23 protein-coding genes and 1 pseudogene are annotated in these 20,512 nt (G+C 35.7%); 8 read left to right on the top strand and 16 right to left on the bottom strand.

Features of this window, described 5'->3' with window-relative positions:
* On the bottom strand, positions 1 to 842 hold an 842-nt coding region (locus tag MHH45_RS27550; RefSeq protein ID WP_340863736.1), incomplete at its 3' end, for an aconitase family protein.
* A 292-nt stretch (positions 843 to 1,134) separates the two neighbouring features.
* On the opposite strand from MHH45_RS27550, the gene sspO reads away from it, so the two are divergent.
* Complete coding sequence (sspO, locus tag MHH45_RS27545) at positions 1,135 to 1,284, top strand: small acid-soluble spore protein O (RefSeq protein ID WP_003199101.1); 150 nt, start codon at positions 1,135 to 1,137, stop codon at positions 1,282 to 1,284.
* A gap of 38 nt (positions 1,285 to 1,322) precedes the next feature.
* On the opposite strand, the gene MHH45_RS27540 is transcribed toward sspO, so the two are convergent.
* Together MHH45_RS27540 and MHH45_RS27535 are read right to left on the bottom strand one after the other, a co-directional pair.
* A complete protein-coding gene (locus MHH45_RS27540) occupies positions 1,323 to 2,048 on the bottom strand; it encodes a polysaccharide deacetylase family protein (protein ID WP_140386079.1) in 726 nt (241 codons plus the stop codon).
* 44 nt (positions 2,049 to 2,092) lie between these two features.
* The gene (locus MHH45_RS27535; protein WP_016131800.1) at positions 2,093 to 2,356 is read right to left on the bottom strand and encodes a hypothetical protein; all 264 of its coding nucleotides are present in this window, start codon (positions 2,354 to 2,356) and stop codon (positions 2,093 to 2,095) included.
* 120 nt (positions 2,357 to 2,476) lie between these two features.
* Here MHH45_RS27535 and MHH45_RS27530 point away from each other — a divergent pair, with 120 nt between their 5' ends.
* Positions 2,477 to 2,620 carry a small acid-soluble spore protein P gene (locus tag MHH45_RS27530; RefSeq protein WP_000414451.1) on the top strand — a complete coding sequence of 48 codons (144 nt, stop codon included), beginning with the start codon at positions 2,477 to 2,479 and terminating at the stop codon, positions 2,618 to 2,620.
* 143 nt (positions 2,621 to 2,763) lie between these two features.
* A complete protein-coding gene (locus MHH45_RS27525; protein WP_016115726.1) occupies positions 2,764 to 3,144 on the top strand; it encodes an Hsp20 family protein in 381 nt (126 codons plus the stop codon).
* A gap of 270 nt (positions 3,145 to 3,414) precedes the next feature.
* On the opposite strand, the gene MHH45_RS27520 is transcribed toward MHH45_RS27525, so the two are convergent.
* A complete protein-coding gene (locus MHH45_RS27520; RefSeq protein WP_016115727.1) occupies positions 3,415 to 3,807 on the bottom strand; it encodes a hypothetical protein in 393 nt (130 codons plus the stop codon).
* A gap of 119 nt (positions 3,808 to 3,926) precedes the next feature.
* On the opposite strand from MHH45_RS27520, the gene MHH45_RS27515 reads away from it, so the two are divergent.
* Positions 3,927 to 5,147, top strand: coding sequence for an alanyl-tRNA editing protein (locus MHH45_RS27515; protein WP_077294950.1), 1,221 nt, complete (start codon positions 3,927 to 3,929; stop codon positions 5,145 to 5,147).
* A 49-nt stretch (positions 5,148 to 5,196) separates the two neighbouring features.
* On the opposite strand, the gene MHH45_RS27510 is transcribed toward MHH45_RS27515, so the two are convergent.
* Complete coding sequence (locus tag MHH45_RS27510) at positions 5,197 to 5,640, bottom strand: NUDIX hydrolase (protein WP_088094276.1); 444 nt, start codon at positions 5,638 to 5,640, stop codon at positions 5,197 to 5,199.
* Between the two features lie 131 nt (positions 5,641 to 5,771).
* Here MHH45_RS27510 and MHH45_RS27505 point away from each other — a divergent pair, with 131 nt between their 5' ends.
* The gene (locus MHH45_RS27505) at positions 5,772 to 6,344 is read left to right on the top strand and encodes a DUF6434 domain-containing protein (RefSeq protein ID WP_016115730.1); all 573 of its coding nucleotides are present in this window, start codon (positions 5,772 to 5,774) and stop codon (positions 6,342 to 6,344) included.
* Positions 6,345 to 6,359: 15 nt separating this feature from the next.
* Here MHH45_RS27505 and MHH45_RS27500 read toward each other — a convergent pair whose 3' ends face one another.
* From MHH45_RS27500 to MHH45_RS27480, 5 genes are all read right to left on the bottom strand, one after another.
* Positions 6,360 to 7,457, bottom strand: coding sequence for an acetyl-CoA C-acyltransferase (locus MHH45_RS27500; protein ID WP_016131803.1), 1,098 nt, complete (start codon positions 7,455 to 7,457; stop codon positions 6,360 to 6,362).
* The gene (locus tag MHH45_RS27495) at positions 7,450 to 8,916 is read right to left on the bottom strand and encodes an acyl-CoA synthetase (RefSeq protein ID WP_088094277.1); all 1,467 of its coding nucleotides are present in this window, start codon (positions 8,914 to 8,916) and stop codon (positions 7,450 to 7,452) included. Before MHH45_RS27495 ends, MHH45_RS27500 begins: the two co-directional genes overlap by 8 nt.
* An 83-nt stretch (positions 8,917 to 8,999) precedes the next feature.
* Entirely contained in the window at positions 9,000 to 9,575 is a 576-nt protein-coding gene (locus MHH45_RS27490) for a biotin transporter BioY (protein ID WP_016131805.1), read from the bottom strand.
* A 411-nt stretch (positions 9,576 to 9,986) separates the two neighbouring features.
* A complete protein-coding gene (locus tag MHH45_RS27485; RefSeq protein WP_016131806.1) occupies positions 9,987 to 11,606 on the bottom strand; it encodes a long-chain fatty acid--CoA ligase in 1,620 nt (539 codons plus the stop codon).
* Positions 11,607 to 11,967: 361 nt separating this feature from the next.
* Positions 11,968 to 12,171: a hypothetical protein gene (locus MHH45_RS27480; protein WP_016115734.1), complete on the bottom strand. Its 204-nt coding sequence runs from the start codon at positions 12,169 to 12,171 to the stop codon at positions 11,968 to 11,970.
* A gap of 98 nt (positions 12,172 to 12,269) precedes the next feature.
* Between MHH45_RS27480 and MHH45_RS27475 the strand changes: the two are divergent.
* Positions 12,270 to 12,590 (top strand): annotated as a pseudogene (locus MHH45_RS27475) (GNAT family N-acetyltransferase); the annotation flags it as partial.
* An 82-nt stretch (positions 12,591 to 12,672) separates the two neighbouring features.
* Here MHH45_RS27475 and MHH45_RS27470 read toward each other — a convergent pair.
* From MHH45_RS27470 to MHH45_RS27460, 3 genes are read right to left on the bottom strand one after another with little or no spacing between them, the layout of a single operon-like run.
* Positions 12,673 to 12,921, bottom strand: a complete 249-nt coding sequence (locus tag MHH45_RS27470; protein WP_016115736.1) for a DUF2164 domain-containing protein — start codon at positions 12,919 to 12,921, stop codon at positions 12,673 to 12,675.
* Between the two features lie 15 nt (positions 12,922 to 12,936).
* Positions 12,937 to 13,395 (bottom strand): peptidoglycan recognition protein family protein, encoded by a 459-nt coding sequence (locus tag MHH45_RS27465; protein WP_016133198.1) that lies wholly within the window; start codon positions 13,393 to 13,395, stop codon positions 12,937 to 12,939.
* A 14-nt stretch (positions 13,396 to 13,409) separates the two neighbouring features.
* Positions 13,410 to 14,213 carry a protein phosphatase 2C domain-containing protein gene (locus tag MHH45_RS27460; protein ID WP_088094278.1) on the bottom strand — a complete coding sequence of 268 codons (804 nt, stop codon included), beginning with the start codon at positions 14,211 to 14,213 and terminating at the stop codon, positions 13,410 to 13,412.
* Between the two features lie 149 nt (positions 14,214 to 14,362).
* On the opposite strand from MHH45_RS27460, the gene MHH45_RS27455 reads away from it, so the two are divergent.
* Positions 14,363 to 15,172, top strand: coding sequence for a YitT family protein (locus tag MHH45_RS27455; RefSeq protein ID WP_016131810.1), 810 nt, complete (start codon positions 14,363 to 14,365; stop codon positions 15,170 to 15,172).
* 29 nt (positions 15,173 to 15,201) lie between these two features.
* Here MHH45_RS27455 and MHH45_RS27450 read toward each other — a convergent pair whose 3' ends face one another.
* Positions 15,202 to 15,570 (bottom strand): VOC family protein, encoded by a 369-nt coding sequence (locus tag MHH45_RS27450; protein ID WP_016131811.1) that lies wholly within the window; start codon positions 15,568 to 15,570, stop codon positions 15,202 to 15,204.
* A gap of 279 nt (positions 15,571 to 15,849) precedes the next feature.
* On the opposite strand from MHH45_RS27450, the gene MHH45_RS27445 reads away from it, so the two are divergent.
* Complete coding sequence (locus tag MHH45_RS27445) at positions 15,850 to 17,391, top strand: BA3702 family sensor histidine kinase (RefSeq protein ID WP_016131812.1); 1,542 nt, start codon at positions 15,850 to 15,852, stop codon at positions 17,389 to 17,391.
* Between the two features lie 202 nt (positions 17,392 to 17,593).
* On the opposite strand, the gene MHH45_RS27440 is transcribed toward MHH45_RS27445, so the two are convergent.
* Positions 17,594 to 19,168: an FMN-binding glutamate synthase family protein gene (locus tag MHH45_RS27440; protein ID WP_016131813.1), complete on the bottom strand. Its 1,575-nt coding sequence runs from the start codon at positions 19,166 to 19,168 to the stop codon at positions 17,594 to 17,596.
* An 89-nt stretch (positions 19,169 to 19,257) separates the two neighbouring features.
* A complete protein-coding gene (locus MHH45_RS27435) occupies positions 19,258 to 20,385 on the bottom strand; it encodes an alkene reductase (protein WP_016131814.1) in 1,128 nt (375 codons plus the stop codon).
* Positions 20,386 to 20,512 lie beyond the last annotated feature (127 nt).

Raw genomic sequence — 20,512 nt, 5'->3', positions numbered from 1 at the left:
CCTTTCTGACGTAACACTTGTGTTACTTTTAACGCAACGTCTGTTGCTGTTGTACCACTTGGAAGTGTACCAGTTAATTTAACACCGATTACTTCTGGTACTGGGAAGTATGAAGGTTGTCCAAGCATCCCTGCTTCTGCCTCAATACCACCAACGCCCCATCCAAGGACACCGATACCATTAATCATTGTAGTATGAGAGTCTGTTCCCACTAATGAATCTGGATATGCAACTAATTCACCTTCAGCATTTTTCACCGCATGAACAACTGGTGCTAAATACTCAAGGTTTACTTGGTGTACAATACCTGTTGCTGGTGGCACTGCACGATAGTTATCAAACGATTTTTGTGCCCAGCTTAAAAATTTATAACGTTCTTCATTACGTTTAAACTCTAAGTCCATGTTGAATTCAAGCGCGTCTGCTGTACCCGCTCTATCAACCTGTACAGAGTGATCGATTACAAGGTCTACAGTAATTTCTGGATTAATTTTATCAGGATCTCCACCCATGTCCGCCATTGCTTTTCGAAGTGAAGCCAAATCAACGACAGCTGGAACACCTGTGAAGTCTTGTAAAATTACGCGAGATGGTTTAAATGGAACATCGATATCTTGAACATCTTTCGTTCCCCACTTCGCTAAATTTGTAACATGCTCTTCTGTAATTACACGTCCATCAACTTGACGAAGTACAGATTCAAGCAAAACTTTAATTGAATACGGTAATTTTGATACGTTGCCAACCCCTGCGTTTTCAAGCGCTTTCAATTGATAATAATGATACGTTTTTCCATCTACTTCAAATGTTTCACGAGATTGAAATGGATTATGTTTGACCATTATGTTTCCCCCCTGTTAAACGTGACTAAGTTGTCTGAATATAAAATGTAGACAAATTTTTCAATACCTTACGATAATATCTTATTACAACTTTCTAAATAAGTAAATAATAAGAAACTTATGGTTTATCATAAGTTTTCTTTATCTCTCTAAATCCGAATAGTATTCGCTCTCCTTATGAATACTATTATCATAAAGTAAAGCTTTCTTTTTGGAGCTTTTCTTCTCTGTTCATACATGTAATGAACAGAGAAGTATTTTTATAAAGAAAACATTGTAGAGGTGAAAATAAATGGGTAAACGTAAAGCAAATCATGTAATTTCAGGAATGAATGCTGCATCAGCACAAGGACAAGGAACTGGCTATAATGAAGAATTCGCAAACGAGCCACTAACACCAGCTCAGCGTCAAAATAATAAAAAACGTAAAAAGAATCAATAATGAAAAATCCCAAAAGGAAATCCTTTTGGGATTTTTATTTAATGCTTATAACGTAACAATTCCGAAACTTTTACAAATCGATACCCTTCCTTTTGAAGGGCCGACAGGATTTTTTCTAATGCAGCTACCGTTTGACTACGATCATTTCCTCCGTCATGCAGTAACACAATATCTCCGCTCTTCGCATTTTTCACAACATGATTCACAATGGACTCAGTTCCTGGATTTGCCCAATCTTTTGGATCTTGATGCCAAGACCATAAAACGGTTTGATAACCCGCTTCTTTTGCCGTTGTAAAAACTGCATCGTTAATATATCCACCTGGTGGACGGAAAAGTAGCGGCTCCTTTACCCACTTTTGTAAATACTTTTTCCCCGTTAAAATATCATCTTTTAATCTTTCATCAGATGCACTTCTAGCATATAAATGATTCATCGTATGATTTCCAATCTCATGTCCTTCCTTTAGCACCTGCTTAACTAAATACGGATTCCGCTGAACCCGAAAACCAATCATAAAAAAAGTTGCCTCAGCTTTATATTGGTGTAATAGCTTTAACACCTGCGGAGTATACGTAGGATCCGGACCATCATCAAATGTAATTGCAATTATCTTCTCGTTATTTGGTACCTCCCACGTTACATAACCCGTAGGCTCTAATTCTTTTCTCATCAGCATTTTCGCTTCTACTTTGTCCACTTGAAATATATGTACTACACAAACCAAACAAATGATTATTACAGAAATTTTTCTTTTCAACATATTGACTCCAAACTTGAACAGGTTGTTGAACTCATACAACCTGTTCAATCGCCTAGCAGATCCACATCTCGTATAATGTTTTGCAAATTACTTTCATACCGCTCAAGTTGTGGACGTTGTGTTTCAGATGCTACTTCCAATGCATTTTGAATTTGTTCATATGCCTCTTGAACTTCTTGGCGTAAATGCTTTAAATCCTGACCATAATTCGGGTCATTTTTCACAATATTGTTGTATAAATTTTCCGCTTGTACGACTCCTTGTTGTGCGGCTTGAAAAGCTTGCTGTTTATCTTTATGATACGGCATACGCTTTCCCCTTTCTGTTATAGTTAGTCTTACTTAGCTTTACCTTTTTTCATAAAAACATTCTCGTATAAATTTACAAAGTTCTCTCATTCTAAATACAAGAAGGAGGTGCAACACAACATGGAAAAAAACAATAGCAAGTCTATTCGTCAAAACACAAAAAAAGGACAGCCCTCTGGGCAACCTGAGCCGCTAAGTGGGTCACATAAAGTAAAAAACCGAAATCATTCAAGACAAAAAAATCACGCGCATCACGATATGTAAAAGAAGGACAATGCACATGCATTGTCCTTCTCACTTAAGCTATTTACAACAAACCACTCAACATATTTTCTAGTTTGTTTTTCACCTCTAATTTCTTAATGCATATTATAATATGAATTGAGACTTTACGGAGGGTGTCTTACATGGGCAAGAAAAAGAAAAACTGTCTTTTTCATGTTGATGGTTTTGAAGAATGGATGGATCAGTTTTGCTCTGATTCATACGACAACTTCAGTTTCCCTAATCACATCCACATTGATCTTTGCGAAACGGAGCAAGAGTATATTTTAGAAACTGATATCCCTAATGTGTCAGAACAAAATGTACTTATAAACAAGATGGAGACAGGCCTAGCAATTCATATATTTCATAAGAACTCGTCCTTGCAACGAACAATTTCTTTACCTGCTAACATCATCTATAAAAAAATGCTAGCCTGTTTAGAAAATGGCTTTCTTGCCATACACATTTCAAAAACTGAAGTTGCAAATGAACATGAGAAAAAAGTTCTTTTTTTTAATTAAAACGTTATATAAAAACAGAGTGGAAAAAGTTTGTTACTAATTTTTCCTACCCTGTTTTTTCTTTATTTTATATAAAGTGAAACTTCCATCAGTGTGGGGTTCTTCATCCCCCCACCTATCTTCTTTGCTTCTCTCTGAACCTTGAGATAGGGAGGATTACTGTCCGTTAATGCGGGGTAAAATTAACCTTCTAACCCTACTTCATACATATGCATAGAAAAAGAAAGCAAACTAACAGCTTTCTTTTCCCTGTTTCTATAGTAAATATAATTATACCTTGGCTGTCCTAGATAATTCCATGTCAATACCATATGTAAACTGTAATTCTTTGCAAACGTCCTTGATTAGGATGTTCACATCATACTTTTCATTAAATTCAAGAACCGCATTTTCCACTTCCTCATACGTATATTTGTATTCACCAGTGATGACACTTTTTAAATCAAAGCATTCATTGATACAAAGCTGAACGAGAAGCTGATCATACATAGCGGACACATCTTCTTTTTTCCATAATAACTCTTTCACATATAACCGATCGAATATTATACTTTCTCGATTACACTCCATTAAAGTCCGAGTCATATCATGTAATTCTCGATATAGTTCAGAAATATTTGTATTGAGACGAATCAATTTGTCTACGCCATTTTCATACAGCATTTCATCCACCCCCGTATATTCCCTTTTTCTTATTATAGCAAGAAAATTCTAAAAAAGAGGTTTTTTCTTCTGAAATATTAGGAAACTTATTTAGATTGCTTTACAATGAAACTAGTGAGATAGAAAGGAGTACGAAAGTGAACCAAAAATTATATTACATCGATGCCTATCAGCAAACATTTACAGCTCAAATTATTAAACAGGCCTATGATAGCGAAGAAAAATTATATGTTACTTTGACAGAAACAGCATTTTACCCAACTGGCGGTGGGCAACCACATGATACAGGAACATTAAATGAAGCTTCCGTCGTCAATGTTGAGGAAGTTGAGGGCGAAATCCGTCATTTTATATCAAGTGAATTACATACAAAAGAAGTAACAGGTAAAATTAATTGGCAGCGTCGTTTTGATCATATGCAACAACATACAGCTCAGCATATCCTATCCGCTGCATTTTGGGATCATTTTGACATTCCTACAATTGGTTTTCATCTTGGAAAAGAAACGATAACAATTGATTTAGACACGCCTGAGCTTTTGATAGAAACAGCCACTAGCGCACTCCAAATTGCAAATCAAATTGTCTTTGAAAATCATCCTATCCATATTAAATGGATGAACTTAGAGGAAGCAAAACAGTTACCGCTCCGAAAAGAACCAACAATTACAGAAAATATTCGCGTTGTAATCATTGAAAACTATGATTATAACGGTTGTGGTGGTACACATCCAAAATATACAGGTGAAGTGGGGCCAATTCATATAATAGGGTGGGAGCGAAATAAAGGTGGTATCCGTTTAACATTTGTTGCAGGATGGCGTGTACTCAAGTTAATGGAGCGTCATCAACAAATTATTAAAGACGTTTCCAAACAGTTAAATAGTAGTGAAAATGATATTCCAAATAAAGTAACCCAGCTTCTTACCTCTCAAGAAGAAAGCGAAAAAGCACTACAAACTATGAACGAAAAACTACTTTTCGTAGAAGCAAATAAATTGCTGCAACAATCCATAGACATACATGCTGGAACACTCATTTCTAAAGTCTTTACAAATCGTTCCATGCAGGAAATCACGAAATTATCAGCTATCATTACCGAACAAAATGAAAACTCTATTACATACCTGGTTACCGAAAATGAAGAAAAATTACAATGCGTTCTTGCATGCGGGAAAGCGGTAACAGCAAACATGAATACAATTTTGAAAAATGCTCTTCCTACTATTGAAGGAAAAGGCGGCGGTAATCAAAAAAGCGCTCGCGGCGGAGGAAAAGCAATTATTACAGGTGAAGAATTTCTAGCTCATCTTATTCATTTATCACAAGAAACTTTTTAAAGTAAAATCTAAAGGATAGCCTGATGCTATCCTTTAGATTTTTATCTACTTACAAGCCAATATTTTGTTTCAATCCTTGATAAGTTCCTGCATTAGGAAATCCTTTTTCAATAAGTTCGATAAATGCCTCAGAAAAATGATAATTTCGTAATTCTGTTAGTGGTACCATCTTCACATCATGGATTGGATTATGATCAAATTCATTAGACGGTAACTTTATTTCTCCCGACACCCTTTCAAGTAAAAACGTAATATGTACTAGTGATGGCGTAACATCCGGTTTATCACAAATATATAGTAATTTCTTAATTCTAGTTTCCAATCCCGTCTCTTCTCTCATTTCTAGAATCATAGCTTCTTCTAACATTTCTCCACCCTCTACTCTTCCGCCTGGTAAAGACCAATTTCGCTCAGAAACTTTTTGCTTTACAATTAAAAGGTTTTCTTTCTCAATCAAAATTCCAGTTACTCGAACTTGTAATAAATGATTCATATAGTCTCCTCTTTTCATTCTATACATATGACTTCCAAGCTATATAATTCTAGATTATTAGCTAAACCCCTTCCACAAAAGGAACATATGTTTTACAATTAAGGAAATTATAGAAGAAAGAAGCGATTTCTATGCGTCCGCCTTTAACAAGAAACATACTAATTGAAGATTTTAAAAATTATTATTGGCTAAAAACAGAGTTGCAGGAATTTTGTCGTGAATATGATTTGCCAACAAGTGGTTCTAAAATAGAAGTTACTGAGCGCATTGCAACCTTTTTAACTACAGGTAAAATACTGAAAAATAGTCCCGCCAGAAAAAAACAAATCCTACCTTCTTCTTATGAGCCACTTTCTCTACAAACCATTATTACTGAAAATCACCGCTGTAGCGAAGATGTTCGGGCTTTTTTCAAAGAAATAATCGGTGCAAAATTCCGATTCACAGTAACACTACAAAACTTCTTCAAAGAAAATATCGGAAAAACATATGAAGATGCTGTGACGTTTTGGTATGAAGAACAAGAAAGAAAAAATGATCCTTCATATAAACCAAACATCGGTGCTCAATTTGAATACAATCGCTTTACACGTGCCTTTTTCCAAGATTCATATAACAAAGGAAAAACAAAAGTCGATGCTATCTCTGCTTGGAATGAAATAAAATCAAAACCTGGAAGTAATGTCTATGAACCAAAAAAGTAGAAAACTAGATTTTTTCTAGCCCTCTACTTTTTCAAATAATAGAGCAAGCCCAATTCCCCCGCCAATACCTAATGTTGCTACTACGTATTGCGCCTTTCTTCTTTGTACTTGATAGAATAACCGAGTCACAAGCATAGCTCCTGATGCACCGTAAGGATGACCGAGAGCAATTGCTCCACCGTTTACATTTAACTTTTCATAGGAAATTTGTAATTCTTGCGCACAGGCCACAATCTTAGCAGCAAAGGCCTCATTCATTTCAATATAATCAACATCGTCTATTGATAGGTTCTGATCTTGTAATAACTTTTGCACAGCATATATAGGCCCACTCCCTGGTAAATGTGGATCTACACCAATAACAGTACTATGAACAAACCGAAGAATCGGCTTATATCCAAGTTCACGAGCCTTTCCCTCCTCCATTACAAGCACAGCACAAGCTCCATCATTCACACCACAAGAATTTCCTGCTGTCACTGTTCCTCCTTGTAAAAAAGCTGGCCTTGTTCTCTTTATAATTCGTTCATAATTCATTCCGTACTTTATCGTTTCATCCTCCGTTACATTTGAAGAAATCGGGATAATTTCTTCTTGTAAATATCCTTTTTCTAGCGCTCCCAATGTTCTTTTATAACTGAAACAAGCATACTCATCCTGCATATCCCTTGTAATTTTGTAGCGCTCTGCTACATGTTCAGCTGCTATCCCCATATCTGGATCTCCGATAAAATCAGGAGAAAAGCGAGCTCTCTTCTCAAAAGGAGATGTACTTGTACTTTCAACACCACCGGCAATATAGCAATTCCCTGCACCACCTTGAATCAAGTGACAAGCCATCCGAATTGCTTCTAATCCAGCCCCGCATTGGCGATCAATTGTTACACCTGGTACCTTATATAGCAGCCCAGCTTCAAGTGCCGATAACCGTGCAATATTTCCGCCTGGTCCAACAACGTTTCCTAATATTACATCGTCTATTTCATGCTCTATACCTTTACTTAAGTGCGCCAGTATAGGTGCTGCCAATTGCTGTACTTCATACTCTCTCAATATTCCATTTCGCTTGCCAATAGGCGTTCGTTTTGCTAGTACAATCACCGCTCTATTCATATACTTTCTCCTGTTTTACAACTATATGTTTTGCCACTTCACGAGCAATTTTCCCACTGCTTGTATGAGGAATTTCATCAATAAAATACCACTCTCTTGGAATTTTGAAAGATGATAAATGCTGTAAACAAAATCGTTTCAATTCTTGTTTTGTTCCTTTTCCCTTTACAATGGCAACAGGCTTTTCTCCCCAATACCCATCCTTCACACCAACAATTACGATTTCATCAACATTTGGATGAGTGCCCAATACACTCTCAATCTCTTCAGGGAAAATATTAATACCTCCAAATAAAATCATATTTTTTTCTCTACCTACTATATATAAAAAACCTTCCTCATCTTGATAGCCTATGTCATGTACAGTCATCCAACCATCTTCTGTAACTTGACAAGATAGATCTCCGTTCAGTAAATATCCCATAAAAAACTGATCACTTTTCACATAAATAGTTCCAATTTCACCTTGCTTCAATTCCTTACCCTTTGCGTTACATATCCGAATTTGCACATTATGACATGGCTTTCCAACTGAACTGGCTTTTCTTTCACTTTCTACATCTGTTAGTGCTGTGACAAAGCTTAATTCAGAAGCACCATAAAATTCATATCTTTTTGCATACGGAAATACGGTTTTTACTTTCTGTTTTGCTTCCGCCTCCCATTTTGCTCCTGAAGAAATAATTTTTATTTCCTGTTCAATAACACTTTCTTCTTTATATAATGCCTCTAGCATCGTCGGAACTGTGTACATCACTGAAATATTCTCTTGTTCCAATATAGATAGAACATGACTCGGGATAAATTTTTCTATAAGATACACTGTTTGCCCTAAATACAGCGCACTTATTGCCCCGTATAAAAAAAGGGAATGGACCAATGTACCAGCAAGCAAAACCGTATCATTATTTTTCATATGGAAATCATGCAAATTGCAATCAAAGCTATGAACCCAAGAATCCTGCGCACGAAGAAATGCCTTTGCTTCCCCAGTTGATCCCGATGTAAACCCCATATAGAAAGGGTGGTTTTGTACACTTTCTGAAGAATGATACGTATTTAACTGATTATCCACCATCTGATTCCATTTATTGATAGAAAGTACAGTTCCATTTATTCGCGGCAATTCACTCATCTTATATTGCTCAGAGGTAATGACAATAGAGGGATTTGCTAACTCCAATCTTGCTTCAAGTTCGTCCTGCTTCCACTTTAAATCAAGTGGAACACAAACCCATCCTGCCATTGCAGCACCTGCAAAGATCTGTAAAAATTCAATACGATTCTCTAGTAAAATCGCGACCGTTTTATTCGTTGTTTTTTCTTTATTGAGCCAATTTGCAACTTGGCAAACAGATTCGTGCCATTCTTTATATGTTAGTAGTCTATCTTTTTCCTTTATCGCCATTTTATTCGGATGTATACAAGTATGTTTTATATAAGACAATGTAATCCCCACCACTATTCATCCTTTCCTTTCAGATAACAAAAAGAAACACGCTAATACGTGTTTCCTACATTTTATAAAATCCCTTACGCTCTTTATCTAGCATTTGAGATTTTACCATTCTTTACAGCAGGCGTAATGACGTGCTTCAATGAACGATATAATCGAGGTACAAGAAATGCTGCAATCACAGCTTTAACGAAATCACCTGGCAAAAATACGACACTTACTTTAATCGCTTGCCACACAGAGATATCCATTATAAATGATTGAACAGTCACGCCAAATATATAAACAACTAGAATTCCACCAATTATATTAATCAAAAATACTTTTATAACAGATGCATGGCGTAAACGCTCTACAAAATACCCTATCACAAACGCTCCAACAACGTATCCGATTAAATACCCTGCACTTGGACTAACAAATACGCCTGGACCACCGCGGCCACCAGCTAACAATGGTGCCCCTATCCCAACTACAAACAAGAAAACCATCTGACTTAATGCCCCAAGGCGAGATCCAAGCAATCCTCCTGCAAGCATAACACCAAGAGATTGCAATGTAATAGGAACAGGTGTAACAGAAAGCGCAATTGGTGGTATCAGTCCTAACACACCCATAACTGCACTAAATAAAGCAACAAAAACTAAATTCTTTGTATTCATCTGTCTATTTCTCCTATTTGTAAACTATAAATACTTTCAAGGTAACATATTACAGAAGTTATATTACCTTCCCAGAGATTTAATGTCAACACATTTTCAGTTGAAGTTAACAAATGACGCTGTATCCTATATAAAAAGATAACTTGTATGATTCACTCTTTTCTAAATCTATTTCAATTTGTATCATTAGTATTGCTGACATTTATTATAAGCTTTTCGATCAAGGAAAAAGTAGCACTCATTAGTTCAAGAATTTTCTACCGAACTAGGCAACTATTATTTTGAAAATCCAGCCTATAAAATGTCGACCAAATATTTTAAACTTACAATCGAAAACGCTGTAAATTAGTCATTATTCAATATAAAAAGCGACTCACAATCATATCGTGGTGAGTCGCCCTTTCTTATATATTACTTTTCACTGCTTCTATGCAAATGCTCTAATTCTTTTCGTAACGCTTGTTTCAAAAATTTCCCAACTGATGTTTTAGGGATCTCCTCCATAAAAACGATATCATCCGGCAACCACCACTTCGCAAACTGCGGTCGTAAAAATTCATATAATTCTTCTTTCGTTACAGAACTATTTTGTTTTTGCACAACACATGCAACAGGTCGCTCCTGCCACTGAGGATGAGGTACCGCGACAACTGCAGCTTCAAATACAGCCTCATGTGCCATTAAAGCATTTTCTAAATCTACAGATGAAATCCACTCACCCCCACTTTTAATAACATCTTTTGTGCGATCAACAATTTTAACGCAGCCCTCCTCATCAACTGTAACAACATCACCTGTATATAACCAACCATCACGGAATCCTTCTACCGTTCGTTCATCGTTATAATAACTTGCAGCTATCCATGGTGCTCGTAAACATAATTCTCCCATTTCAGTTCCGTCCCATTTCACTTCCCCATTTACTCCCACTACTTTCATTTCAACGCCTGGCACAAGATATCCTTGCTTTGATCGAATTTCCAGTTGCTCTTCATAGGATAAATCTGTTTCATAGCTTTTTAACCGTGCAAGTGTCACAAGTGGACTTGTTTCCGTCATACCGTATGCATGCACAAAAGGAACATTATGTTTTTGTTCGAATGCAGCTATCACACTTTTAGGTGCAGCAGCACCCCCGCATAAAATCCGCTTCATACTTGATAAATCATAGTTATTATTTTCCAGTTCTTGTAAAACACCAAGCCAAATCGTTGGTACACCAGCAGCCAACGTCACTTTTTCATCCTGGATCATTTCAAGTAATATTTTCGGTGTAAACATCGGACCAGGTAAAACTTGTTTTGATCCAAACCACGTTGCTGCAAAAGGTAATCCCCAAGCATTCACATGAAACATTGGAACAATTGCCATTGCTACATCACTTTCAGATAATGCAGCTGTATCTGCTAATCCTAGAGCCATACAATGAAGTACTGTACTACGATGTGTATATACAACACCTTTTGGATTACCTGTTGTCGCTGACGTATAACACATACCAGCTGGCGTGTTTTCATCCATATCTTTCAAGAATTGGAAATCAGGATCCCCTTCTGTAAGAAGCTGTTCGTAGTGATAGACCGGCTCTAGTGAAGTTTCTGGAAGTTCTTTTTTGTCGGTCATAATGATGTATGCTTGTACAGTCAATAATTCACTTTGAATTTTTTCAACGAGGGGTACGAGATCTTCATCAACGAGTAAAATGCGATCTTCTGCATGTCCAATAATATAGGAAATATGCTGTGCAGATAAACGAATATTAATAGTGTGCAAGACAGATCCAATACTCGGAATAGCAAAATACGCTTCCACATGACGATGATGATTCCACGCTAAAGTCCCAACTCGTTCTCCCTCTTTTATCCCTAATTTCTGTAACGCACTAGAGAGTCTCCTTGTTCTTTCTCCTAATTGCTTGTATGTTAAAGTTGTTATAGTATCATGTGTACGTGAAACAATTTCTTTTTTTGGAAACAACTTTTCTGCCCTTTCTATCATTGAACTAATTGTTAATGGTACATTCATCATCATATTTCTCCCAACCTCCTATTAAAGCGTTTTCATTTTTAGACATTATACCAAACTTTCGCACTTATGAGTTTTATTTTTCTGTATTTTCTGAAATATTTCCAGAGAAATATTTCTTCTAGCACACACCTCTCATAGAAAACAGAGAGTGACTCCTTTATAAACCACTCTCTGTCTTTTTGAACATATGTATCACACAAAATCGCATACCTCTTCATATCACGACATGTTCTTTTTACAAATACATCATTTTTAATTATTTTTTTGAATTATATTCGAATATATCAAGAATATCTCGTATATGTATCAAGCATAATATTAATCGATTTGTATAAAGCATTGGATATGAATGCTTTTCTTCTATTTATATTGGTTTCTTCTTGAATTTTTGATAATTTCGCACTTTCAACAAAAGTATACTTCCACAATCCGTACAAATATAAGCATCTACTGGAGAAGACGTAAACATCGTTTCTTTTTTTCTTATTTGCGCATATCCAACAAACTCACCTTCCCCAATATTGCTAGAGCCACAATAAGAGCATGTATGTATCTCTTTCTTTCGCATGAGAGCACCACCTTCGTTCTGTTTCTACTCCCTTCGACAGCAATCTTCCAATTTCCTCCCATAAAAAAATCCTACTTCTCCTAAATTTTAAAAGGTAAAATAACCAAGTCCTTTTTGGTAAACCAGGATGGCGTTTTTACATAGCGACGATTGAAGATATTCCTGCTGGGATAGGTGTACTTTATATGAATCAAGGTATAGCTTCACTCGCTGCCTCTGCCACTTTACCAGATTACCAGCGACGAGGCTGCCATACTTTATTAATTCAAAAACGGATCCACACAACTTTTGAATCACAATGTAAATTACTTGTTGGTCAAGCTCGTTTTGGAAGTATAAGTCAAAACAATATGGAACGCTGCGGTATGAATATTGCTTATACAAAATCAATTTGGACTCATGAAAACGATAAGAAATGAAAAAAGATAGTATGGATAGGATATTCAATCCTTACTATCTTTACTCTTAATAGTTATGTTTCTTTAATATTTAAGCCTCTTTTTACTTACCTTCTTGTTTTTCTAATACGTATAAATCCTCTTCTATGTTCGACAACTTATCTGTAATTAACTTTCTCGCATCTCCAATCGCTTGGTTATATGCATATGGTCCAAGTAATTTTATCATTTCTTCTATTAAACGTTCTGCTTGAAAACGCCCGATTGTATCTAAGTCTTCCTCTTCAAAAAACTTCTGAATTTGTTCTACAAGCTCATCTTTCTTTTCATTTGGTATTTTTACATTCATCATGAATCCTTTTCTCCTCTATTTTTGAGATAATGTTTTCCTTAACTCTACCATAGAAAAACGTGTTCCTGGGCAAGTTTTTGTGACACCTTCTAATTCCCGATGACCAAGTATATGTTCTTCACATATAGAAAACTTCTTCATAAACCACTTACATAGTGAATGTAAAGAATCGATTTGCGCTAAAGTCGGATCATATTTATCAAAATTACCTGTCATACAAATCCCTATCGTTTTGCTATTATATCCTTTTGCATGGGCTCCAATGTATAATCCCCTACCTTCAAACACCGTCCCATCTTCTTCAATAAAATAATTATATCCGATGCCACTCCATCCTCGTACCTTTTGATGGAATTCATGTGTTTTATACACATCCCATCCATCTTCAGCAGTGTGATGAATGATGAGTTTTGTTACGTTTTGTAAAGGCTGCAATTCATCTTGAAACGTCAGTTTTGCTTGCTTAATTTCCATTCAGGATCCTCCTTTTACAACTCAATCATGATTATCGTTTTATCATCTGGTCGAATCCGTTTTTGTTCTTCTAATTCTTCTATTATAGAAACATATTCTTTTATACCATGCATGCTTACATATTGTACTGTTTGCTCAAGTGACCAGTCTGGGTGAAATAATCCATCCGAACAAATAAATATTCCTTTCACTTCAGAAAGTGGTAATTCCCCTTGTTGGATCCAAGTAATTGCTTCCGACATCCCATTTGCTACTGAATACCCATTGGGCATATTGGCAAGATAACGATTATATTTTAGTTGCTGCCTAATGTCATTAAATATATATTCTTCCGATACAAGAAGTCCCTTTTCCCTATCTTCTTCACGCTTTCTTTGCGCTCGTGCACTAATTCCTTTCACTGTATCTTTTGTTAACACCTTTATGGTTCCATCATGCAATGTAGCAACAAGCATACAGTCACCAAGTTGAGCATATTGAATGCTTTCATCCTTTATACGAACTACAGCAATACATGTACACCATAAATGATCTTTCTTTGTCGTATCAATCTTATAATCTATCATTTTTTCTTGTAATGCTTCGTTTGCGTTTGCAATTGCTTTTTGCAAACTTGTCACTTCTTTTAGCGATGTAAAATGACTTGCAAATACGTTTGAAGCTAGATATGCTCCATTATGCCCCTCTTCATCTTGAAATGGGACGGGTGGCGTTGCACCATCACATACACCATAGATTTTCAATTCTTCATTACAAAAAAACGAGTCCTCACATTCCTGTTTCAAAGGACTTTTCTGTTGATACATTTGAATTTTCATATTTTTACACCCCTTTAATGAAATATGTAAAAATAATTTGATTTTTTGAAGTAGTCTAACTTCCCGAAATAAACTGTTTTCACCTAAAACTTTCAATCTCATATATAATCTTGAAATAATATGATTTTTTAGTGAAGGACGGGAAAAAGATGGTCAGATTTCTTGGAGTTATCATTGGTTCTATCATTGTTGCAATTGCCTTTAATCTTTTCCTTATCCCCCACAAGATTTTAAGTAGTGGAATTGGCGGAATTGCTATTATCTTAGGAATTGTAACCCCTGTAAACACAGGCATTATTAACTTCGCATTAAACTTACCTATTCTTATTTTAGGGTACATAGGTCTTGGAAAAAAAATAATTTTTAATACAATCGTCTCTGTAGTTGTATTATCAGTAGCATTATACTTGATTCCAGTACAAGTCGTTGCAACAGATCCACTTCTATCTTCTATATTTGGAGGCGTAATTGCCGGAGCAGGAGTTGGCCTTGTCTTTAATTGCCATGGTTCAACAGGTGGATTTGATATTATTGGTATGCTACTATCTCGCAAAAGAGATATTAAACTTGGTGGTTTTCTTATCATTTTAAATACAGTCGTTGTTGTCATTGCTGGATTTTTCTTCAACTGGGATGTGGCGTTAACGAGTTTACTTTCAATCTATGTAACAGGTAAAGTAATTGATGCCGTTCATACGAAACATCGTAAAGTTACACTTATGATTGTAACAAATCAAGCAGAAGAAATGAAAAAGAAACTCCTTTCCACTGTTGTGCGAGGAATTACACTTCTTGATGGTGAAGGTGCGTATTCAAGTGAGAAAAAACATGTACTTATGACTGTTGTTTCACGTGAAGAGCTTGCTGGTATGAAACTAGCCATTTCTGAAATTGATCCACAAGCATTCGTTAATATTACGGAGACTGTTGAAGTATTAGGGTTATTTAGGAGAGGTTAAAAAACTAGGTGAAGTTCCACCTAGTTTTTTTATTTATTCTCCATAAATTCTAGTCTATTTCCAAATGGATCTGAAACATAAAATCTAATTATATCTGGACGAGCATAATCATCTATGACTTGAATCCCTTGCCCGATTAGTTTTTCCTTAAATTCATCGATCCCCTGAACATAAAAAGCTGGATGCGCTTTTTTAGCCGGAGAAAAAGTTTGTTCAACTCCTATATGAATTTCTTGATTTCCACAACGAAACCAACAACCGCCACGTTTTCTTAATTCTTCTGGTTTCGGAATCTCTTCTAAACCTATTTTATTTCCATAAAAGTCTCTTGCCTCTTCTTCACACCCTACTGGTGCTGCTACTTGTACATGGTCAATCCCTTGAATATAACCTGCCATATCTCTCTCCTCCTTTATATTTTTATTTTATAGTATACTGCTTTAAAAATAACTTATATAAGTTTTATAAAACTCCATAAGATTTACTTAACAGCCACAGGCATATCATTTGTTCTATAATGAAGAAGGCGCTTTAATAACAACTTAATTAAAAAGAATAAAAAACACAGATTATTCTGCAAATTTGTTTTTTATAGAAATATATAATGTTTTTCATATATTATATTTATAATAGGTTATTGAATCTGTTTTAGATGCTAGTTGCACGGAGGAAAAATTATGAGTCGAAAAAAGTTCTCATCTATTCAAAAAAGTCGTCATTCGGCTATACCCCGCCGTTTGCGAAATCATATTCAAAATTGTACTTTAACAGAAATGTACGCATCTCTTTTTGAACATAATCCTGATGGTATTATTTCATTGAACTTACAAGGAATCATATTACATATTAATCCCTCTGCGGAAAAAATATTGGGATATACTTCAGAGGAATTAGAAAGAAAAACAATTACTTCTATTATAGAAGCACATATTTCTGATCAAGTACTGCAATTTATAAAAAATACTACAGCTGATAATCAAGAAGAATACATACTTTCTATCCACCATAAAGATGGATATCAAATAGATGTAGTTACAAAATTAGTCCCTATTTTTATTAAAAATCATCTCTCAGGTGTATATGCAATTATGAAGCCACTCGAGAAATCTGAAAAAATCGAAAAAATGTTAAAAGAGAGCGAAAAACGATTGCGCACATTGATGGACTCAATGCCTGCCTTTGTCATCTTTAAAGATCATGAAGGGCGCTGGCTTGAAGCAAATGATTACGCACTTTCTTGCTTTGATTTTCATGATGTTCCTTATCACGGAAAAAAAGATAGTGAACTCGTTCAATATAATGAAGCGTACCGCGAAGCATTTTTACATTGTGAACAAATTGATGAACTCGCATGGCAACAAAAGAAAATTATTCATGGCGAAGAATTTATTATTCATAAAAGTACGTCCAACCTTATCTTGGATCTTTCAAAAGTTCCACTCTTCCATCCTGATGGCTCACGAAAAGGCCTTATTGTTATGGGCAGGGATGTTACTGAATTAAAGAAAACAGAAAAATTACTACGAAAATCTGAAAAATTAGCAGTAGTCGGACAACTAACAGCAGGAATCGCTCATGAAATCCGCAACCCGTTAACGGCCTTAAAGGGATTCTTAACATTATTGCAACCCGATATTAGCGAACAAAACAAATGGTATATAGATGTTATGCTTAGCGAAATTTCACAAATGGAATCCATTACAAGTCAATTTATGGCAATGTCTAAGCCACAAGTGTTATCTATTCATTCTCACCAAATCCAATCATTAATTGAAGAAGTAGTAACCTTTATTTTACCTACCGCCATCATGCATAGTACACATATTATTATGGATCATCTTTCGACTATGCCAGAAATTCAATGTGATGGTAATCAACTAAAGCAAGTCTTTATTAATGTACTTAAAAATGCGATTGAAGCCATGCCTCGCGGAGGAAATATCTTCATTCAAACAAAGCAAGTAGATGAGAATTTCATTTTAATCCGTATTATAGATGAGGGGTGTGGCATTCCAGAAGATCGTATTTCTCGTTTAGGAGAACCTTTTTATAGTTTGAAAGAAAAAGGAACTGGATTAGGCTTAATGATGTGCTACAAAATAATCGAAGAACATTACGGTAAACTTCAAATCTCAAGTGAGTTAAATAAAGGAACAACTGTAGATATTCGATTACCCATCTCCCCGTTGCCAAATAATAACGAAATGGAAAAAGAGTAAATAGATCTTTCTATTTACTCTTTTTATAGTAATTTACTAATATTTTATTCTGTCACTTGCTCCAGTATTGTTTCCATCCACGAAAAAATCTTTATAAACCCACTTTCTAAAAAACTTAAAGTCAAAATATCCAGAAAATATAATGATGTTTTTTTGCACATCCCCTCCGCCAAAGTGCAAGGAATGTTTCGTGCTATTTCTCTCACTTTTCACCTACTACTGGAAATAATTTCGATAACGGAATAACTCTACCTGTTTCATCTTTAAATACAATGTGATCCCTTGTTAAATGCCGTGGACTTTTCACCCCTGCCGCTGCTGATAACGCAAACAAACTATATCTCATGCTCACAATATAATTCATCACGCGCCACTTTTTTTCATTGTGGTCTAATGCTTTTTGATAATGTGGATTCGTTGTCGCAACCCCCGAAGGACATTGTCCGGAATGACACTGAAGTGCCATAATACACCCACTTGCCATCATAAATCCGCGTGCAGAATTAACTGCATCGGCACCAATTGCTAAGGCTATTGCTACTTTATCAGGTGTTACTAATTTTCCCGATGCAAAAACTTTCAACTTATCTCGAACATCAAAACGACAGGCTGTATCAACAAACGTAATGAGTGCTGGTATAAGTGGTATCCCCATACTATCTGCCATCGATTTATAAGTGGCACCGGAGCCTCCTTCCGAGCCATCAATTGTAATAAAATCTGGATAAATATTTAATTCCTTCATCGTTTGTAATAACTCTTCTAGCGGTTTTTGTTGCCCGATAACTATTTTCATTCCAACTGGTTTACCACCTTTTTCTTGCAAATCATGAATAAAACGCAAGGCGTCTTTAGCATGATATAAAAACGCAAAACGATTTGGTGAATTTATCGTTTCCCCTTCTTTTACTTTTCGAACAGCAGCTATTTTCCGATTCACTTTTTGTCCCTCTAAATGTCCACCGCGTATTTTTGCACCTTGCCCAAATTTCAGTTCGAATGCTTTAATATTCGGCTCTTTAGCTTTAACTACGAACTCATCCATTGAAAACCCCCCCTCTTCATCACGATATCCAAATAAACCTGGACCGATTTGAGCAATAATATTTGCACCTGTTTGTATATGCTCTGGAATTACACCACCCTCACCTGTATTAATCCATGACCCCCCTGCCATTTTCGATCCATATCCTGTAGATAAAATATAATTTTCACCAATTGCACCATAAGAAGTAGCAGATGCCCCAAACATTCCATATATTTTCCATGGAAATTTACGATTCTCTCCAACTACAATTGCATCATCTTCCTCATATAGCCAAAGATTTGTTTCATCTACAGTTAATTTTTCTTTTCTAGAAAACACACCTTCTTTATGAATTACATATTTTTTTGCAGCATGCTCTTCAGAAAGGTCCACATTGAGTTCTTCTGTAAGAACTGGAAATAGAGTGTTTGCAATATAATATCCAGATGCATTAAAATCCCGTTTCGAGCCAAAACCTAGAACTTCAGATCGATATTTTGCTAAAAACATTACACTTTGAAAATCATAACGTGAAAAAGGTTTTCCGTCTGTATCATTATCAAACCAATATTGCCGAAATTCAGGCCCTATCTTCTCCAATAAAAAACGCATCCTTCCTAGATACGGATGGAGTTTCAATATAGAATGATGTGTTCGTTTCTTAATAAAGAATGTAGCCATAAAAAAGATAATGAACAGCAAGATTAACAATAGTAATATACTAATAATAACGAGTAGCGTTTCATTCATTTTCGCTTCCCCCTATCATGCCATTCTCTTATATTTTTTGCTTACATAATAAAAGAAGAACACCTTATGTGCTCTTCTTTTATTATTATTCATATCAATGTAGCAAGATGCTGTTTCGCATCGTATTCCTCTAAATTTTCCCCGCGTTTAACACGATGAACAAAATCCGGATTAGAAATCAATGGTCTACCAAATGCTGCTACATCAATTGTTCCTTCTTGTAGTGCTTCTTCTGCCTCTTTTGGATTTAAATTCCCCACTCCTACAATTATACCATTCCAATATTTACGAACTAATTGATGTAAGTTTTTTCCGTCAGCTATAACTTGCGTATAGTTCATTGTTGAAGGATGGATCATCGTTAATCCTACTTCACGGAACATATTTATAAACGTTTTAATTGCTTCCTCCGGATTTCCCCACATATAACTAGGGTTATCCCCTTTAAAGGCTGAGAAACGCAGTAGTGTTTTATCTGCACCAACCGCCTCTATTACAGCTTGCACAACTTCTTTCATAAACGTTAATCGTTGCTTTAAATCTCCACCATACTTATCTTTTCGATCATTCGCAAATTCATAAGCGAATTGATCGATTAAATATCCATGTGCACCGTGAATTTCGACGCCATCGAATCCAGCCTCTATTGCATTTTTAGCAGCTTGTGCATACTGCCCAATAACTTCTTGAATTTCTTCTATCGTCATCGCTTCTGGATTATCAAAAGGCTTCCGAAAACGTGGGACATTTCCTTGAGCAGCAATCACAGAAGGTGCTTGTGGTAAGAATCCACCTGTTAGTTCATGATGGCTCATACGTCCTACATGCCATATTTGCGCAATAATTGTTCCACCTTCTTTATGTACTGCATCTGTTACTGGTTTCCAGGAATCAATTTGTTCTTGTGTATAAATACCTGGGACACCTGGATTCCCCTTTGCTCTTGGGCTAATTACTATTCCTTCTGTAATAATTAAACCAACACCATCAGCTGCTCGTTTACGATAATACTCGACTACATCAGACCCAACTACTCCCGTCTCATCATTAGCAAAACAACGAGTCATCGGTGCCATCGCCACGCAATTACGAAGAGACCATGTCCCAATTTGAATCGGATTAAACAACTTTATTTCCTCAATATTTTCAAAGGATCCCCAATTATTTATGTTCGTACCTTCGTAAATACTTACCGCTTTATTATTTGAACTTGTCATTCTTTTCCCCCCTTGATTCAATCAAAAAACTAACTATAAACGCATCATAATTTCTCTTGAACGACCACGTCAATTTATAAGTTCTCATCATATAGTATCTGCATATTAAATTAACAAAAATAATAAA

The organism is Bacillus sp. FSL K6-0042, assembly GCF_038006685.1.
In the GTDB taxonomy this organism is placed as follows: Bacteria; Bacillota; Bacilli; order Bacillales; family Bacillaceae_G; genus Bacillus_A; species Bacillus_A pseudomycoides.
Note: the sequence above shows the minus strand (reverse complement) of the source record. Positions and strands in the feature narration are given on the sequence as shown.